Source organism: Paraburkholderia sp. GAS32 (genome assembly GCF_050434225.1).
GTDB lineage: Bacteria > Pseudomonadota > Gammaproteobacteria > Burkholderiales > Burkholderiaceae > Paraburkholderia > Paraburkholderia madseniana.
Window position 1 is genome coordinate 1 of the sequence record NZ_JBNPVS010000053.1, and the last position, 15876, is coordinate 15876.

Below are 15876 nucleotides of genomic sequence, written 5' to 3' on the forward strand. Positions count from 1 at the left end.
CGCGGTGCGCCGTGAAACACCCGGAACGGATCCGGTTGGGTTGCCCAGTCGAGTTTCCCGGGGCCAGGGGCGTAGCCACTGACGCGATGCTTGCTGCGCTCGTGATATTCAAGCATCGCATGCTTTAACCGGTCCATGTTCCCCTCAGACCAGGAATATCCGCACATGCGGCTGTACAAAACCGGCTGGCTGGACGGTGGGCGCGGTCGTCAAGTTGGTCGCCCGCGCGGTGCGGGTACCAACCTGAAAGCAGGCATACGCACGCCCTGCGCGTGCATCCGGAAGAACAACTCCTTCGGGCGCGTCGCCAATGAAGGTTGTCGCCGCCCTTCTTCGCGGCAGTGGTCGTGCCGTCGCCGTGGATGACCGTGAGTTCAAGCAGCCCGTCCTGATGAAGCTTGCGCACCGAGCCCGCAAAAATCGCGTCGATGAAACCATCGGCCTGCCGTCGCCGCAACGCCCGATAGATGCGCGTGTAGTGGATTTCAGGGCGACCTTCGGCATTCCTTTCGATCGGCAACGTCTTCCACTGTCATCCCATGTACAGCAACTGCAGGATGTAGTTGAAGATCCTGTGCAACCCCAGCGTCGGTGCCGGACCACGCGACCCGTATTCAGATGCGGCAAGACAAACTGTTCGAACTGCGCAAGGCTCAATTTCGTCGGAATCGTTTGCCAGCATTGGCTTCCAGCCACCAGTGCCATCCACAAATCTGGACTTTAACCGATCTGGCTCCGCCGATCAAAACTCCAGTCCTAGCGGGGCTCACAGACAAAATTCGGCCGCGTCATAAAACCCGCAACCAGTTGGGCAATTTGCGCTCACCTTCCACTGCGATTCATGCTCGCCACGGTGCTCGTGGACCATTCGAACCGCCCGTTCACGGACTTCCGGTGAATACCTCGGTGATTCCTTCGTTACGCTTTCCATAACTCCATTCTCTCAAACGTTGGAGTCTCCGGAAAACCTAATGCGGTTCAATGCGACCCCCATCCCGTCTCAATGTTGAGACAGGTTTTGCGGCACTTCGCTTCTTGTTCGTTGCCGTCCGGCTACGCCTGAATATTCGATAGGAACCCTCGTTCTAGCCTTATGCGCGTTGGACGAGCGGGGTGGCATGGACGTGACTGCTTACATGCGAAACGAGCATTTCCAACTAGGTCAAGCCTCTGACATGTAACGTTTGCGAGACATTAGGCGCCTGCCTGGTACTCGTCGACCACACTGGAATAACGCCGCTTGTCGCGTAGCAAGCGTTTGCGCCCTCATGGCACAGTCATTGCTCTATGAGCGTCACAAGCGAGTCTGTTGCGGCCGATATCAAGCCAAAAACAATCTATGGAAGCGACACCAAAACCTCGCACGCGTGGTCATGGAAAGGCCAACGCACTTTCGACGCAAACGGCGGGGCTATCCATAAACAAATCCATAAGAGTTTGACGGATATTTCGTATTACATATTAATTGTTACTGGTGAAAGCGGCCAGTCAGGGTGTTTTCAGCTGGAGGGGAAGCTCGTGATAGCGATATATCGTACCGGTATTGCTTGTGCAATGTTCACGGCGACTTGTGCGCTGTCTTTACCCGCACAGGCCACCCTTGGCGAAAGGGTCAGCAGTGTAGGCAGCGACCAGGTTCGAATGCATGCCACAGCACACGGCGCCACATCGCAAATTGCGTATACCGTGCATCTGATTACGCTGCCGTCGGGCACCGTGGTGCGCGAGTATGTCGCAGTGAACGGAATCGTATTCGGCGTCGCGTGGGAAGGCCCGACCTTGCCGAACCTGAGGGCTACGCTCGGCGATGCGTTCAATCAATATATCGCGGCCAGCGTAGCGCGCCGGGCGATCCCGCTTGCCGTCTCGAACGATGCGCTGGTGGTGTTCTCGGGCGGTCATTTACGTGCGTTTGCGGGCTACGCGTATCTACCGCGAGCGATCCCCGTCGGGGTCGACGCCAGCGTCATTCAATAGCGGAGCGATCATGCGCGATCCGTGTCTGCTCCTTAAATCAGATTCGCTTCTCAAGCTGCTTGCCTCTGCATTGCTTGCAGTGTTGATGGCCGGATGCGGAGGCAGTGGCGCGAGCAGCGGTTCATCCAGCACGTCAGTACCCGCGCAATCGCCCACGAATATATCCACCGCGCCCCAGGTGCTAGCCTCCAATGCAGCAGCGGTGACCGTCGATTTCGGCGTAATCGGTGTGCCGAATATACCCTTCGTCAGCGTCACGCTCTGTATGCCGGGCACGACGCACTGTCAAACCATTGATCACGTACAAGTTGACACGGGCTCCTCCGGGCTGCGCGTGTTCGCCACTCAACTTCCGGTGTCTTTGGAGCTGCCGCAACAGAAGGATGGCGCGGGCAATCCGCTTGCCGAATGCATGCAGTTCTTCGACGGTTACACGTGGGGTTCGGTGCAGCTTGCCGATGTACGGATTGCCGGCGAAAAAGCAGCGTCGCTGCCGATTCAGGTGATCGATCCGGACTATAGCGCTACGCCGTCGGACTGCAGCAGTCTCGGCGCGTCGCGGAACACCCCTACGAGTCTGGCGGCCAACGGAATACTCGGCATTAGCGTGTTCAAGCACGATTGCGGTCCGGTCTGCGTGCAGGATGCAGTGCCGGCGACCTACTACAGTTGCGTCGAGACCAGTTGCACGTCGATCGCCGTCGCCGAAAAGCTGCAGGTTGCCAATCCGATTCCCTACTTTGCGACCAATAACAACGGTTCGATTTTGATGTTGCCAGCCGCGTCGTCAAGCAGCGAAGCCTCGCTCAGCGGGCAACTGGTGTTTGGCATTGGCACGCAGGGCAATAACAGCTTGGGCAGTGCGCAGGTGATCGGGGTCAGTCCGTCCACCGGCACGTTCAGAACAGTGCAAAATGGCACGACCTACTCGAGGAGCGTCATGGATAGCGGCTCGACGGGGCTTTTCTTTCAAACCAGCGCGCTGCCGATCTGCGCAACGCCAAACAACTGGTTTTACTGCCCTGCATCGACCCAGCAGTTGAGCGCAATGATTGAAGGTGTCAATGGTGTGACCAGTGCGGTCTCATTTTCGGTCGGCAATGCCGCGGAGATCAGGCTGATTCATGCGGGCGATCCGGTGATGCCGCTGCTTGCCGGTCCGGCATTCGTCACCCCGACGATGTTCGTCTGGGGCTTGCCATTCTTCTACGGGCGTAACATCTATGCTGCCGTCGAGCAACAATCGACGCCTGGAGGAAAGGGTCCATATATTGCGTACTGAGATACGCCGCGTTCATCTGATGTCTGGGCAGCGCGAAGTGCTGCCGGATCGGGCCGAAGCACGAGAGAAACGCCTGTGTGCGACGCGCATCGTCACAAACAGATAAGTAGGCCCGAGGGATTTCACCCCGAGCCTCTCGCAGAACCGTGCGTAAACCTCTCGATTTACACGGCTCCCGTCATCCAACCTCTACCCCCAGAAACTGCCAGTGTACAAACTGTCGCGGGTACGCCTTCCTCATCTTGTGCAACCACTCCTCGCTACGCCGTTTATGCCGTCGTAGTGTCTTGTACTTGCACCTGGCCCAGCGCGCGAGCTTGCGGTTCAGATACCGACCGAGCCCCTGCATGGCCTTCCGATAGAAAGCCCCGTAATAGTTCCACCAACCACGTATCGTGGGATTGCATTGCCCGGCCGTATCCTATTAGCCTGTTTGGATTGGTCGATGTTCGGAAAGGGCGTTCACCTCGGGACCCAGATCGATTTTTGAAGAAATCTTTTGGAGCGACATTGGCGACCTGTAGTTTCGCACTGAGTAGCCGCGCTCAACCTTTACTGCCCGCTCAGGCCTGTCCGCTCTAGCGTGACAGACTATATTCCGCAGCCACTTCCGAGTTTCCTTAATCTTGCATCTCGTGACAGACTTTGAATGCATCGATGCGTCCGAAAATTCCGTCTTCTAATCAATGGTTTGAAAAAGTGCCTTGTGACAGACTTTATTCTCTCGGATCATTGTGATCCGGAAGAATAAAGTCCGTCACGCAACGAACATGATGCGTATCTCTTCGATAGCGGCGAGTTTGGAGCGTGTTGCCTCGTGCAATGTACGGGCATTTCGCGGCATGGGAGCAGCAGCAGGCGTTCGTGAACGAAGTTCACTTGAGCTTTCGGACTCCGCGCTGACCTCAACGATGCGGTTGGCACCGCGATGGCGTCAATCGCATCCCTCGGTGATTCTTTGCAGCCGCATTGACTTTAAGGCGCATCCGTTTTGCTCGCCGCAGGTCCACGTGGGGCGCGCGATACTTCGTCGGACGGTCAGCAAGCGACGATCGCGCCGCGCGTTTGCATGGCCGCTCGCCGTCACAACGCGGTCGTTCAATATCAGCTAGCCCGATAGGCCAAGCGCCTCGGTTCAGAAGCGGTGGACAGTCCAGTCAATAGGTCACCTCGACCGCATCTTGCAGAATGGCATGCTCCCTGGCGCACCGAAACTGACGAGCCTGCATCTATGACGAGTGGCGAAGGTGTCATCCATCGCGCGTCTGCTTCACACAGCTTCATCCAGCAGCGGGTAGTCGTTGTAGCCGGTTTCGTCGTCCGCGTAGATGGTTTCCGGATTGACCGTATTGAGTGGCGCACCGCGTCGAAAGCGCTCCACCAGATCAGGGTTGGCGATAAAAGGGCGCCCAAACGCCGCCGCGTCTGCATCGCCGCGTTTGATGGCCAATTCCGCACTCTCCCGCGTCAGTCCTTCATTGAGGATGTAGGCCCCCTTGAAGATACGCCGCACGTCACGGCCGATGCGATCGTCGCCGCGATCCAGTGCCTCGCGCGCAAAAATGAAAGCGATGTTGCGCGTGTTGAGTTGCTCGGCGACATAGATGAACAGCGCGCGCGGATGCGAATCGCGCATCGAATATGAACTCGACATCAGGTTCAGATGTACGCCAATGCGGTCCGCGGGCCAAACCGTGAGCAGCGCATCGACTGCCTCCAGCAGGAAGCGCGCACGGTTCTCGATCGAGCCACCGTAACGGTCGGTCCGCAGGTTCGATCCGTCGTGCAGAAACTGATCGAACAGGTAACCATTTGCAGCGTGAAGTTCGACACCGTCAAAACCAGCGCGTTGTGCGTTTGCGGCGCCGATCCGGAATTCTTCGACGATGCCGGAAATTTCTTCGGTCTCCAGCGCGCGCGGCACGGTGTATGGGCGCTGAGGCCGCACGCGAGTGACATGGCCTTCCGGCGCAATCGCACTTGGAGCGACCGGAGGCTGGCCGTCATGGTAGATCGGGTCGGAAACTCGCCCGACGTGCCACAACTGGGAGACGATCAGGCCACCCGCATCATGTACCGCTGAGGTCACCTCTTTCCAGCCGGCAATCTGCTTCTCCGTCCAGATGCCCGGCGTGTTGGGGTAGCCAACGCCCTGAGGCGTGACGGAAGTGGCTTCGGTAATGACGAGTCCTGCGCTTGCACGAAGCGCGTAGTGGTGCGCGTTGAGGAAGCCTGGACTGCGCTCGGCGAACGCGCGCATGCGCGTGAGCGGTGCCATGACAATGCGGTTCGATAACTTCAGCGCGCCAATCTGGATGGGATCGAAGAGTGTGGACATCTGCGGGCTTCTCATTTCGGTGTTGAGGGTAGCAAGAACGGCTGCTGCGTTCCTCTGACTATGGAACGTGGCACACCAAACGTTTATCGTCACAGCGTATTTGATGTAACAATAGTTGTTACAACATAAACCATCGAGGCCATCGACACAAGTCTCTTGTCATGAACAGACATCGTCGACGAGACGCATATGGCGCGGGCGGGGCGGCTCCGGTACCCATGTGTGTAGCGTGAAAACGTCCGTCTTTTAAGGCAAGGAATGCGCTTTGTCGCCGGATTCATCAAACTTGTCAGGATTGACTACCCATGGTGTAACGAATATAGTTACAACTAAATTGACTAACGCGGGCTTTCTATGAGCGCCAACAGCCGCTTGACCGTGGCGACCCACATCCTGGCGTGGATGGCGCTTGTCGCACGGCGCAGTCCTGACCCGGTCACGTCCGATCGGATCGCTGCGAGTGTCAACACCAATCCGGTGGTGATTCGTCGTACGCTTGGGTTGCTTGCAACAGGTGGCCTTGTCGAGAGCTATCGCGGTGTCAACGCGGGATGGCGTCTGGCGAAGAGTGCGGACGCAATCAGTTTGCTCGACGTCTTCAACGCACTTGAAGAGGGCGCGCGTTTCGCGCTGCACCCTTCGAAACCTAGCCAGGCGTGCCCCGTCGGTCGAGGCATCGGGGCGACGCTGAGCCACGTCTATGATTCGATCGACGATGGCGTTCGAAAGACGCTTGCCGCCACGACGATCGAAGCGGTACTCACAGACACTCTTTCATCGCAACCATCGAAAAGGCGCGGCTGAATTCGAGTTGGTTATCGGGGCACATTGGCCCCAAAGGAGCGAGAGAGCGTATCGCCGCCAAATGGGCGATGCTGGCTACGCTTTGGCGCGCTTGCGCGCCGTTCGCGTAACCGCTGACTTCTGAAAAGCTGCGCATTGTTCGGTGACGCTCTGCAGATGATCCGGACCCGCCGTGATCGCGCCAAGCAACGTCATCACGACAAAATCGATCAGCTTTGGTACCGCCACTTTGGTGTCCGCGCGCGGCGCGCGGTTCGCCAGGATCAGCGTGGCGAGACCATGCTCCATACTCCACGCGGCATGGGTCACGAGCTTGAGATCGGAGTGGGTCCAACCACTCTCGATAGCCAGCGCCTGGATCGTCTCGGAAAACAAGCCAAAAGACCTGTTACTTTCCTCGGCGAGTTCCGGATACGCTTGATGCGCCACGATGCGAGGCCCGATCATCAGACTGAACAGCCCATTGTGGCGCTGCGCGAACTCAACATACACCCGCATCATCCGGTACGCTTTGGCAAGCGCCGTATCCTCGCTGTCACGGATCGCAACGCGCAGCGCAGCGAGGTCACGATAACCGCTTGCCGCGATCGTGGCCAGCAGTTCGTCGATACCCGAAAAATGTCGCGAGGGTGCGGCTTCTGATACGCCCACCATGCGTGCGAGGTAACGCAGGCTCAAGTCTTGTGCCGATACCTCCATGAGCGCGCTGCGCCCTGCTTCGATGAGTGCGTTGCGCAGATTGCCATGGTGGTAATCCGCATTCTTCGGGTTAGCTGACTTGGGACTCACGTGACCTTCGTTCGAGGAGCAAAACAAGGAAATGATTATAAATTCTGCGTAGATAGGCACGCAATATCGCCAACGTGCGATCGCCTCCTGACAATGTGCCGCACGCCGAACAGCACATAGCCGACGAAGAAGAGCCCGGCGCCCAATCCTTATACCGTTTCGCTGAATCGCAGATCCACGACCATCTGCAACTTCGCAAAAGCAACGTTCGAACGACCGACCCACGCCAGCATCCATAAGCCAAACAGTATCGGCAGTATCCTCCATTGCGCTGAAGCGTAGGCCTTCCGCAGGAGGGCGTTGTCATCTGATGATGAGCCGTCTGCACAGGTTTCCTTCACCACTTCCATTCTGTCCTCCGACGTCGCCTGTCATGAGCAACAGTCGCGACAGCGCTTGCGCACGGGCTCCAGCCCGTTAGCGCGCCGCGACACGTGGTTGCGTTTAGTTGGACCGTGCTTCCGCAAGAACAGCGGCGTCGATCTCCTTCGCGGACGGTGGCGGCCCGCCGACCAAAATGCCGGTGTCGACCGCATTGCGGATTTCGACATCCGCCAGTCCCACTTCGCGGAACACTTGCTCGTTGTGTTCGCCGCGAAACGCCGGTGCGCTGCGCATTCCAAGCTCGTCATCGGAAAAGCGCCATGGATAGCCGTGGATGAGATACGAGCCGCCGCGGCGATCCGGGATCTCGTGCACCGCACCCCACTGCTTCGCCCAATCGGTCTCGGCCAATTCCTTCAGCGTACGGATCTGGCCTATCGCGATCTTGGCCTCGTCCAGTTGCGCATCAAGCGTCCTGAGATCGCGGAACGAGAGCATCCACGTCTGGATTACCGCGTGCAGCGCCTTGTAGTTCTGCAGGCGGCGCTCAGCGGTGCTGAAGCGTGGATCCTGCGCAAGGTCCATGCGGCGCATGGCGCGCAAGTAATTCGGAAACGTGTTGCTGCCGATGATGCTTTGCGCTGCCACGAACTCCTCGCCACCGGGGCCAACGAAATGCGGGCCGTCGGAGGCGCCGAGGATGCCCGGCTCGGCGCCCGTATCGACACCCGCGAGGTCAAGGTGAGCGCGTTCGTTGATCGACAGCATCACGGCAGCCATTGCGACGTCGATGTATTGACCGCGTCCGGTTACTTCACGTTTGCGCACCGCCGCCAGCACGGCGATGGTCGCCTGCAGGCCCGCATAGACGTCCGCGTGCGACAGGGGATCGGTCCACTTGGGGCCGTCGCTCGCGCTGTCGAAATGGCGCAATGTGTTGTGCGTGAATCCCGTTTCAGCCTGCACAGTCGGCGCGTAGGCCATGCGCGAGGCCCAGGGACCTCGCTGGCCGTATCCGGTGATCGATACGTAGACCAGCTTTGGATTACGCCTTGCGAGCGTCTCGTAGTCGAGTCCAAACCCCTTGAGCGTGCCGGCCCGAAAATTCTCCACGACGATGTCCGCCTCGTCGCACAGGCGTAGCACAAGCTCGCGTGAATGCGGCACGTTCAGATCGATGCTGACGTTGCGCTTGCCACTATTCTGCTGCGCGTAGTAGCCGGACATGCCGTCGCGATTCGGAAATGCGGCTCGCGACACATCGGGCCGCGGCGGCTCGATCTTGATAACGTCGGCGCCGAGATCGGCCAGCGTGCGGGCACACAGCGGACCCGCCAGCACCCGCGAAAAATCGACGACCTTGAGTCCTTCGAGCGGTCCGGCCATGTCAATTCCCTTCGAAAATAGCGGTACCTGGCCCGGCCTTATCGAAGGCTTCCAATCCGCGCTTGAGATCCTGCGACGCCCAGATCGGCTTTTGCAGTTCGAACATCGCTTCGTCGGCGGCAGCGACTCCCTCGTTGACGGCGACCCGCACGAGCTGCTTGGTCGCGGCATGCGCGACGGTCGGCCCGGCCGCCAGTTCCTGCGCAACCGACAATGCGACTTCGTCGAGTTTGTCGTCGGGTACAACGAGATTGATCAGGCCCCAGCGTTCGAGCGTCGCCGCGTCGTAACGGCGGCCGAGCATCGCGAGCTCTTTCGCACGCGCCGGGCCGGCACGCATCACCTGACGCTGGATGCCACCGAGTAGCGGATGCAAGCCGAGCGCGACCTCGACCGATCCGATCTTGGCTGATGCGGCGACCACGCTGAAGTCGCAGGCGAGCGCCACTTCGAAGCCACCGCCAAGGCATGTACCGTTCACCGCGACGACGATCGGGATCGGTAGTGTCTCGAAGCCGCGAAGCACCTCGAGCGGATCCATCAGCGCCTTGCCTTGCGTGGCAATGCGATCCGGGAAAAGTGACACCTCAGCACCCGCCGAGAAGTGCCGCAGACCACTGCGCAGCAGGATCGCGCGCGAGCCGCGTTTTACCGCCTCGTCGAATTCATCGAGTAGCGCGCGATACAGCGTCGGACCCATCAGGTTATGGGGGCGACGGTTCATCGTAAGAACCGTCACATGACCTTTGAGTTCCTTCAGAACAATTGCTTCGTCCATTTTTGCTCCATTTCGTCGGGTTCAGGTGATTTCCGAATTGCATGTAAACATGCATAACATGTGAGCTCCAGTGTGAGCGGCGCCCGCACCGTCATACAGTGCGTTCGGCCTCGGTAGTTGCCAGTAAGCATCTCAGTCGTCGACACCCGCGACGACGCGCGCGTCCCTTTCGGCTCCGTCCGCCAGTACTGCTAACGCTTTCTGATACGCCTCACTCTGAAACGTGGCGAGAGCCTGTTCGAAGCTCGGGAATTCGACCACGACGGTCCGTTCCTTGAGACCCGCTTCGAATGCAACGACCTCTCCGCCTCGCACCAGGAATTTTCCACCCGCCGCTTTCACCACCTGTGTCGCGAGGACGCCGTATGCCGCGAGCTTGCTTGCGTCATGGACCGCCCGATACGCTGCTACCCAATATCCCTTTGCCATTTCGCTTCCTCTGTTGAAAAAATACCTGATCATAGTAACACCGTTAACATGAAGATCTATGAGGGTTATTCCTGGCCTCAAAAATGGGTGCAAAGGATTAGATAACGGTGTTAACATGGGGCCATGCGATGACTCAATGCCAACCTTTTCGCGGAGAACCTCATGCCGTACACGACTGTCAATCCTGCTACCGGCGAACTGCTCGCCACCTACGAGGACATATCCGACCCGTTGCTCGAAGCGAAGCTCGCTGCCGCGCAGCGCGCTTTCGAAACCGACTGGCGCCGCCGTCCGGTCAGCGACCGGGCGCGCATTGTGTCGCGCGCGGCTGCGCTGTTGCGGGAAAAGGCCGACGAATACGCGGGCTATCTGACGCTGGAAATGGGCAAGCGCGCCGGCGAAGCGCGCAAGGAAGTGGAATCGTCGGCGAGCATTCTCGACTACTACGCAAAGCATGCGCACGCGTATCTGCAACCGCGCCCGCTCGCGGAAGCGCCCGGCGCAGCCGTGCACATCGAGCCAATCGGCGTGCTCTTCGGCATCGAGCCGTGGAATTTTCCGTACTACCAGATTGCGCGCGTAGCCGGGCCGCAACTGATGGTGGGCAACGTCCTGCTGCTCAAGCATGCGGAAAGCGTGCCGCAGTCGGCGTTGGCCTTCGCTCGATTGTTCGAGGAGGCAGGCGCGCCCGAAGGCGTATATACGAATCTGTTTATCTCGATCGAGCAGGCCGGCCGCGTCATCGACGACCCGCGCGTCCAGGGCGTGACCCTGACCGGCAGCGAGCGCGCCGGTGCCGCCGTCGCCGAGCGTGCCGGCCGCAATCTGAAGAAGGTCGTGCTCGAACTGGGCGGCAGCGACCCATTCATCGTGCTCGAGGATGCGCCGCTCGACTGGGCGATCCAAAGCGCGGTCGCGGGCCGCATGCTCAATGCGGGTCAATGCTGCGTTGGTTCCAAGCGCATCATCGTGGTTGGCAAGGCGCGCGGGGACGCTTTCCTCGAGAACTTCGCGAAGCGGATGGCATCGCTCGAGACGGGCGACCCAGCCGATCCGGCGACCGCCGTCGCCCCGCTTTCGTCCGAGCGCGCGTTGACGCTGCTGCTTGAGCAGATCGATCGCGCGGCTTCGCACGGCGCACGCATCGTGTGTGGCGGCACGCGCGTCGAACGCCCGGGCTTTTACTTGCAACCGACCGTTCTGGCCGACATCTCGCCGCAGAATCCGGTCTTCGCCGAAGAACTGTTCGGCCCGGTCGCCGCCTTCCACGTCGTCGAGGACGAAGCCGCCGCAATTGCGCTCGCCAACGGCACGCCGTACGGTCTCGGTGCGTCGGTGTTTACCGCGGATACCGAACGTGGCGAGCGGGTCGCCGCGCAGATCGAGAGCGGCATGGTGTTCGTCAATCAGCCGTTCGCCACGGCGGCGGAACTGCCGTTCGGCGGCGTCAAGCGTTCAGGTTTTGGCCGGGAGCTTTCTCAGGTGGGATTCGACGAGTTCGTCAACAAAAAGCTGATCAGGGTTGCCCCCGTCGGGGCAGCACCGTTCGGCCCCGCGCGGGCCGCTTGAACGGGGTGTCTGACGTTGCTCCCACGGCGAAGCGCGTGATTGTGGCGCCTCGTCCCTCTTTCCCTTTGACCGAACACTATGATGAACAAGACGATTATCAGTTGCGCGCTCACTGGAAGCGACGATACCCCGCGGCTGAACCCTGCAGTGCCTGTGACGCCCGAGCAAATCGCCAATGAGGCCATTGCTGCATGTGAAGCCGGTGCGAGCATCGCACACATTCACGTACGGGACCCCAGGACTGGCGTTCCAAGCACTGATCTGTCGCTCTACAGAGAAGTCGTTTCGCGTATCCGCGATAGTGGGTGCCCGATATTGATCAATCTGACGACGGGCCCGGGTGCACGTTTCGTTCCCAGCGACGAAGACCCGAACCGGGGAAGTGAATTGAGTACGATGATGACGCCTGAGGCCCGAGTCCAGCATGTGCTCGAGTTGCGTCCGGAAATCTGCACTCTGGACGTAGCGACCATGAACTTCGGCAATCGCGCATTCGTCAACGTGCCCGACCATCTGGTCAAAATGGCAACCTTGATCGAGGAAGCAGGCGCGAAGCCTGAAATCGAGGTATTTGATCTGGGGCACGTTCGCCTCGCGCGCCACCTGATCGAAACGCAGGGGATTCTGCAGGCTCCGCTGTTCCAGTTGTGTCTTGGTGTGCCATGGGGAGCGGCCGCCGACACCGAGAGCCTTCTTCAGATGAAACGCTATCTGCCCGAGAACGCCCGTTGGTCGGCGTTCGGCATCTCGCGCGCGCAATTTCCGATCGTGGCGCAAAGCGTGATTCTTGGCGGGCATGTCCGCGTCGGCCTCGAGGACAATCTTTATCTTGCCAAAGGGGAACTGGCGCCAGGCAACGCAGCGCTGGTCAAACGTGCGGCCAGTATCGTCAAAAGCATCGGCGCAGACGTGGCAACGCCTGACGAGGCTCGCAGCATACTCGGCCTTCCCCGTCGCCAATAGAACGGGTGGAGCGCGGGATCGCCTTCCCTAAGAACGCTGCGTTACGAAGATCAATGGTTTTACCCGGTAGCCTGTCCTTGGGCTACCGATACCGCCGCCTCACTCATGTCAAGTTCATCCTTTCTCGCAAGAGACTTAGATGTTCTGGCATAAGAAACGCGGCATTTATTGATGCATGGAGACAAAAATGCCTTTGTGGAATATCTATCATCCGGTCGGCGCCTATACGGCAGATGACAAGCAGGAGATGGCCAAGCGAATCGTCGACGTTTATATCATTCCTCGCTTCTATGTAGGCGTTCTGTTTCATGAACAGCCGAAAGACTCCTTCTTCATGGGAGGGGAGTCGCGAGACGACTTTGTCAGAATCAGATTAGACCATTTCGCCAGACACATCGCCAAGGACCCCGAATGGACGAAGTCCTGGCTCCGCAAGGCGAACGCCGCGATTGCGCCATTTGTCCAGGATCGAGGTTATCACTACGAGTTGCATGTCGGCGAAACGCCGCAAGAACTGTGGTTGATCGACGGCATTCGACCACCTCGGCCTGATACGGAAGCTGAGAAGAAATGGAAGCTTGAAAACCGGGCGTCGCCATATGATCCGAGCGAAGGTTGAATGGGTCAGTTTCGTCTGAAGCAGCGTCGCCTACTGCGAGGACCGCGGCGCCCGCGTCGTCGGCGGACGTGCATCGCGTCGCGCCCGCAGGGGCACGATTAACACCGTCACTCGAAGGAGAAACCACGTGAAGGCCCTGATCATCGAACACAACGGCGAGCCGTCAGAGGTCGTCCATTGGCGTGATTTGCCCGAGCCCACGCCCGGGCCAGCTGAAGTCCGCGTGAGGATGCTGCTGGCGCCCGTGCACCCGTCCGACTTGCACGTCATCCGTGGACGTTTCGCCCCTCAGCGTCAGCCCGAACTGCCCGCTTCGCCCGGGTCGGAGGGCGTCGGAATCATCGACGCCGTCGGCAGCGACGTGCCGCGCTCGCGGATCGGAGAGCGCGTCGTTTTGCTGGACGTGCCCGGAACCTGGAGAGAGCAAGTCATCAGTCCGGGCGCCCGCGCGATTCCTGTACCGGCGGCGATCTCCGACGAGGACGCCGCGCAGGCCCTGATCAACCCGATGACCGCATGGGCGATGACGATGTCGGAGCACCAGCTTGGACGCGGCGACTGGCTTGTCCAGAGCGCGGCCGGCTCGACGGTCGGTCGCCTCGTGCTGCAGATCGCGAAAGCGGAGGGGTTCCGCACCATCAACCTCGTACGCCGTGAAGAGCAGGTCGCCGAGATCCAGGATCTTGGCGGTGACGTCGTGCTATGTACCGCGGACGAACGCTGGCCCGAGCAATTGAAGGAGGCCACCGGCAGCAATGGCATCGTGAGCGCGATCGATTGCGTCGCTGGTCGCACCGGCGCCATGCTTGCGCGTCAGTTGGCCCCGAATGGATGCCTGCTCGTCTACGGAGCCTTGTCGTCGCACCGCCAGACCGACCCGGCGGCCTTCGAGATGCCGATTTTCGCCCCGGCGCTTGTCTACTCGAGTGCCGAGGTACGCGGCTGGCTCATCTTCTCGTGGCTCGCGCGCAAGGGGGTGAATGAGGGCAGCCAGACGCTGCGCAGCCTGCTCGATCGCATGGCCGAGGGCACCTTGAAGCCGCCGGCAGCGCGCCGCTACCACGTCGATCGCGCACTCGAAGCCTTCACGGCCGCGGAGAGCGCCGCACACGACGCTAAACCGCTGTTGGCGTTCGCGGAGGGCTGAGCTTCGCCCTTGTCATCGTCGCAGGCGACTTTGCGCCGCTCGGCGGTCGCGATTGGCGGGAGCGGATGAAGCTTGATCGAAGGTTGAAGTAAGACGGCATCAATCAGGCGCGACTGCCGGTCAGTAGGTCCGTTCGGCGATAACTCGGGCCACCGTTTCCAGGGACCGCGTGAGCGTAGCGAGGTCGACGGACCCGATTGCCAATCGGATGGCGTGAGGCACATGAGCCGACGTCGAGAACGGCAGGGCTGTCGACACGGCAACCCGCTCGCGCATCAACGCCATCGCAACCTCGTCCGCGCGAACTTCCTGCGCCAGAGGGAGCCACACGAAGTACGAACAGGGATGGCCGACCCTCTTCAACTGGCCCAGAATGTCGGCGACGAGGCTCTGACGCATCGCGGCATCGCGTCGCTTCTCCTCTTCAAGCCGAGTCACCGTGCCGTCTTCCATCCAGCCGCAGCCGATGGCCGTCATGATCGCCGGGGTGTTCCAGGTTGTTGCCCGGATCGCCCGTTCGAGCTTGGGAATCCATTCGCCCGGTGCACAGACGAAACCGACGCGCAGCCCTGTCGCGACACTCTTCGACAAGCTCGATACATAGACCGTCGTCTCCGGCGCAAGCGATGCCAACGGAGGCGGCGCGCCTTCAGCCAGGAATGCGTAGGCCCCGTCTTCGATGAGTATCAGTCCGTGGTGCCGGGCGATGGCGACAAGGTCCCGACATCGCGTCGCGCTCATCACCCAGCCAAGCGGGTTGTGCAGCGTCGGCATGACGTAGACGGCGCGTACTCGTCGTTGCTTGCACAGAGCCGCCAATGCGTCCAGATCGGGGCCGCGCCCAGCGGCCGGGATCGGCGCGAGCTCCAGCCGATTGGCCTCGGCAGCGAGTTTGAATCCCGGGTAAGTCAGCGCGTCCACCGCCACGACGTCGCCGGGCTCGAGTAACGCCATGGCGGCCGTCGTCAACCCGTGCTGTGCGCCACTCACGAGCAATGTCGTTTCGACCGTTGCTGGCAACCCCCGGCTGGCCAGGTGGCGCGCCGCCGTCGCGCGCTCGTGCTCGCGCCCGCCGTGGGGCTGGTATCGAAGCAGAGACTCCAGGTCACCTGCAACAGCGAGTTGGCGCAGCGCCGCCCTGAGAAGGTCAGTCTGGCCGGGCGACGACGGATAGTTGAAGCTCAGGTCTACTGTGTCCGCGCTCCACGCACTCAGGTCGATGCCCTCACCTCGAGGGAGCGCCTCCTTGACGAATGTGCCACGGCCGGTTTCGCCGCTCACCAAACCCATCTCCTGCAACTCCGCATAAACACGCGTGGCCGTGACCAGCGCCAGGCCTTCGCGAACAGCGAGGTCGCGGTGCGTTGGCAGACGCGTCCCGGGACGCAGACGGCCTGCACGGATATCGGCCGCGAGACGGTCGACCAGTTGCTTGTAGCGCGGCTGAGCCATATCCGAATGTATCCATGAC

The 15876-nt window shown here is 60.4% G+C and carries 15 protein-coding genes and 2 pseudogenes; 8 read left to right on the forward strand and 9 right to left on the reverse strand.

Annotated elements, in window-relative coordinates:
- Positions 1-310: 310 nt before the first annotated feature.
- The 3 genes from P3T25_RS40050 to P3T25_RS40060 all read left to right on the forward strand — a co-directional run bounded on the left by P3T25_RS40050 (position 311) and on the right by P3T25_RS40060 (position 3259).
- Positions 311-724 carry a hypothetical protein gene (locus P3T25_RS40050; RefSeq protein WP_429362778.1) on the forward strand — a complete coding sequence of 138 codons (414 nt, stop codon included), beginning with the start codon at positions 311-313 and terminating at the stop codon, positions 722-724.
- Between the two features lie 830 nt (positions 725-1554).
- On the forward strand, positions 1555-1977 hold the full coding sequence (locus tag P3T25_RS40055; protein WP_154565765.1) for a DUF2844 domain-containing protein: 423 nt from the start codon (positions 1555-1557) through the stop codon (positions 1975-1977).
- Between the two features lie 10 nt (positions 1978-1987).
- Positions 1988-3259 carry a DUF3443 domain-containing protein gene (locus P3T25_RS40060; RefSeq protein WP_154565731.1) on the forward strand — a complete coding sequence of 424 codons (1272 nt, stop codon included), beginning with the start codon at positions 1988-1990 and terminating at the stop codon, positions 3257-3259.
- 4 nt (positions 3260-3263) lie between these two features.
- Here the strand turns inward: P3T25_RS40060 and P3T25_RS40065 are convergent.
- The 3 genes and pseudogenes from P3T25_RS40065 to P3T25_RS40075 form a co-directional block, all read right to left on the reverse strand.
- A pseudogene (locus P3T25_RS40065) lies at positions 3264-3350 on the reverse strand (IS6 family transposase); the annotation flags it as partial.
- Between the two features lie 87 nt (positions 3351-3437).
- A pseudogene (locus P3T25_RS40070) lies at positions 3438-3665 on the reverse strand (group II intron maturase-specific domain-containing protein); the annotation flags it as partial.
- 864 nt (positions 3666-4529) lie between these two features.
- Positions 4530-5597 (reverse strand): alkene reductase, encoded by a 1068-nt coding sequence (locus tag P3T25_RS40075; RefSeq protein WP_429362781.1) that lies wholly within the window; start codon positions 5595-5597, stop codon positions 4530-4532.
- Between the two features lie 354 nt (positions 5598-5951).
- Here P3T25_RS40075 and P3T25_RS40080 point away from each other — a divergent pair, with 354 nt between their 5' ends.
- The gene (locus tag P3T25_RS40080) at positions 5952-6401 is read left to right on the forward strand and encodes an Rrf2 family transcriptional regulator (RefSeq protein ID WP_154565733.1); all 450 of its coding nucleotides are present in this window, start codon (positions 5952-5954) and stop codon (positions 6399-6401) included.
- 75 nt (positions 6402-6476) lie between these two features.
- Here P3T25_RS40080 and P3T25_RS40085 read toward each other — a convergent pair whose 3' ends face one another.
- The 5 genes from P3T25_RS40085 to P3T25_RS40105 form a co-directional block, all read right to left on the reverse strand.
- The gene (locus P3T25_RS40085) at positions 6477-7190 is read right to left on the reverse strand and encodes a TetR/AcrR family transcriptional regulator (RefSeq protein WP_266241070.1); all 714 of its coding nucleotides are present in this window, start codon (positions 7188-7190) and stop codon (positions 6477-6479) included.
- Positions 7191-7339: 149 nt separating this feature from the next.
- Positions 7340-7540, reverse strand: coding sequence for a hypothetical protein (locus P3T25_RS40090; protein WP_429362784.1), 201 nt, complete (start codon positions 7538-7540; stop codon positions 7340-7342).
- Positions 7541-7634: 94 nt separating this feature from the next.
- Complete coding sequence (locus tag P3T25_RS40095) at positions 7635-8900, reverse strand: CaiB/BaiF CoA transferase family protein (protein ID WP_429362786.1); 1266 nt, start codon at positions 8898-8900, stop codon at positions 7635-7637.
- 1 nt (position 8901) lies between these two features.
- A complete protein-coding gene (locus P3T25_RS40100) occupies positions 8902-9678 on the reverse strand; it encodes an enoyl-CoA hydratase/isomerase family protein (RefSeq protein WP_154565736.1) in 777 nt (258 codons plus the stop codon).
- 132 nt (positions 9679-9810) lie between these two features.
- Positions 9811-10107 carry a DUF1330 domain-containing protein gene (locus P3T25_RS40105; protein WP_154565737.1) on the reverse strand — a complete coding sequence of 99 codons (297 nt, stop codon included), beginning with the start codon at positions 10105-10107 and terminating at the stop codon, positions 9811-9813.
- A 162-nt stretch (positions 10108-10269) separates the two neighbouring features.
- On the opposite strand from P3T25_RS40105, the gene P3T25_RS40110 reads away from it, so the two are divergent.
- The 4 genes from P3T25_RS40110 (at position 10270) to P3T25_RS40125 (ending at position 14405) form a co-directional block, all read left to right on the forward strand.
- On the forward strand, positions 10270-11676 hold the full coding sequence (locus tag P3T25_RS40110; RefSeq protein ID WP_429362788.1) for an NAD-dependent succinate-semialdehyde dehydrogenase: 1407 nt from the start codon (positions 10270-10272) through the stop codon (positions 11674-11676).
- Positions 11677-11754: 78 nt separating this feature from the next.
- Positions 11755-12639 carry a 3-keto-5-aminohexanoate cleavage protein gene (locus P3T25_RS40115; RefSeq protein WP_429362790.1) on the forward strand — a complete coding sequence of 295 codons (885 nt, stop codon included), beginning with the start codon at positions 11755-11757 and terminating at the stop codon, positions 12637-12639.
- Between the two features lie 187 nt (positions 12640-12826).
- Positions 12827-13258: a tautomerase family protein gene (locus tag P3T25_RS40120; RefSeq protein ID WP_154565740.1), complete on the forward strand. Its 432-nt coding sequence runs from the start codon at positions 12827-12829 to the stop codon at positions 13256-13258.
- Between the two features lie 127 nt (positions 13259-13385).
- Positions 13386-14405, forward strand: a complete 1020-nt coding sequence (locus P3T25_RS40125; RefSeq protein WP_429362793.1) for a zinc-dependent alcohol dehydrogenase family protein — start codon at positions 13386-13388, stop codon at positions 14403-14405.
- Positions 14406-14525: 120 nt separating this feature from the next.
- On the opposite strand, the gene P3T25_RS40130 is transcribed toward P3T25_RS40125, so the two are convergent.
- Positions 14526-15857, reverse strand: a complete 1332-nt coding sequence (locus tag P3T25_RS40130) for a PLP-dependent aminotransferase family protein (protein ID WP_429362795.1) — start codon at positions 15855-15857, stop codon at positions 14526-14528.
- Between the last annotated feature and the right edge of the window lie 19 nt (positions 15858-15876).

What these genes read in the sequence shown, in the direction of transcription:
- P3T25_RS40050 (WP_429362778.1), top strand. Translation starts at nt 311, where the DNA reads ATGAAGGTTGTCGCCGCCCTTCTTCGCGGCAGTGGTCGTGCCGTCGCC.
- P3T25_RS40055 (WP_154565765.1), top strand. Translation starts at nt 1,555, where the DNA reads ATGTTCACGGCGACTTGTGCGCTGTCTTTACCCGCACAGGCCACCCTT.
- P3T25_RS40060 (WP_154565731.1), top strand. Translation starts at nt 1,988, where the DNA reads ATGCGCGATCCGTGTCTGCTCCTTAAATCAGATTCGCTTCTCAAGCTG.
- P3T25_RS40075 (WP_429362781.1), bottom strand. Translation starts at nt 5,597, where the DNA reads ATGTCCACACTCTTCGATCCCATCCAGATTGGCGCGCTGAAGTTATCG.
- P3T25_RS40080 (WP_154565733.1), top strand. Translation starts at nt 5,952, where the DNA reads ATGAGCGCCAACAGCCGCTTGACCGTGGCGACCCACATCCTGGCGTGG.
- P3T25_RS40090 (WP_429362784.1), bottom strand. Translation starts at nt 7,540, where the DNA reads ATGGAAGTGGTGAAGGAAACCTGTGCAGACGGCTCATCATCAGATGAC.
- P3T25_RS40095 (WP_429362786.1), bottom strand. Translation starts at nt 8,900, where the DNA reads ATGGCCGGACCGCTCGAAGGACTCAAGGTCGTCGATTTTTCGCGGGTG.
- P3T25_RS40100 (WP_154565736.1), bottom strand. Translation starts at nt 9,678, where the DNA reads ATGGACGAAGCAATTGTTCTGAAGGAACTCAAAGGTCATGTGACGGTT.
- P3T25_RS40105 (WP_154565737.1), bottom strand. Translation starts at nt 10,107, where the DNA reads ATGGCAAAGGGATATTGGGTAGCAGCGTATCGGGCGGTCCATGACGCA.
- P3T25_RS40110 (WP_429362788.1), top strand. Translation starts at nt 10,270, where the DNA reads ATGCCGTACACGACTGTCAATCCTGCTACCGGCGAACTGCTCGCCACC.
- P3T25_RS40115 (WP_429362790.1), top strand. Translation starts at nt 11,755, where the DNA reads ATGATGAACAAGACGATTATCAGTTGCGCGCTCACTGGAAGCGACGAT.
- P3T25_RS40120 (WP_154565740.1), top strand. Translation starts at nt 12,827, where the DNA reads ATGCCTTTGTGGAATATCTATCATCCGGTCGGCGCCTATACGGCAGAT.
- P3T25_RS40130 (WP_429362795.1), bottom strand. Translation starts at nt 15,857, where the DNA reads ATGGCTCAGCCGCGCTACAAGCAACTGGTCGACCGTCTCGCGGCCGAT.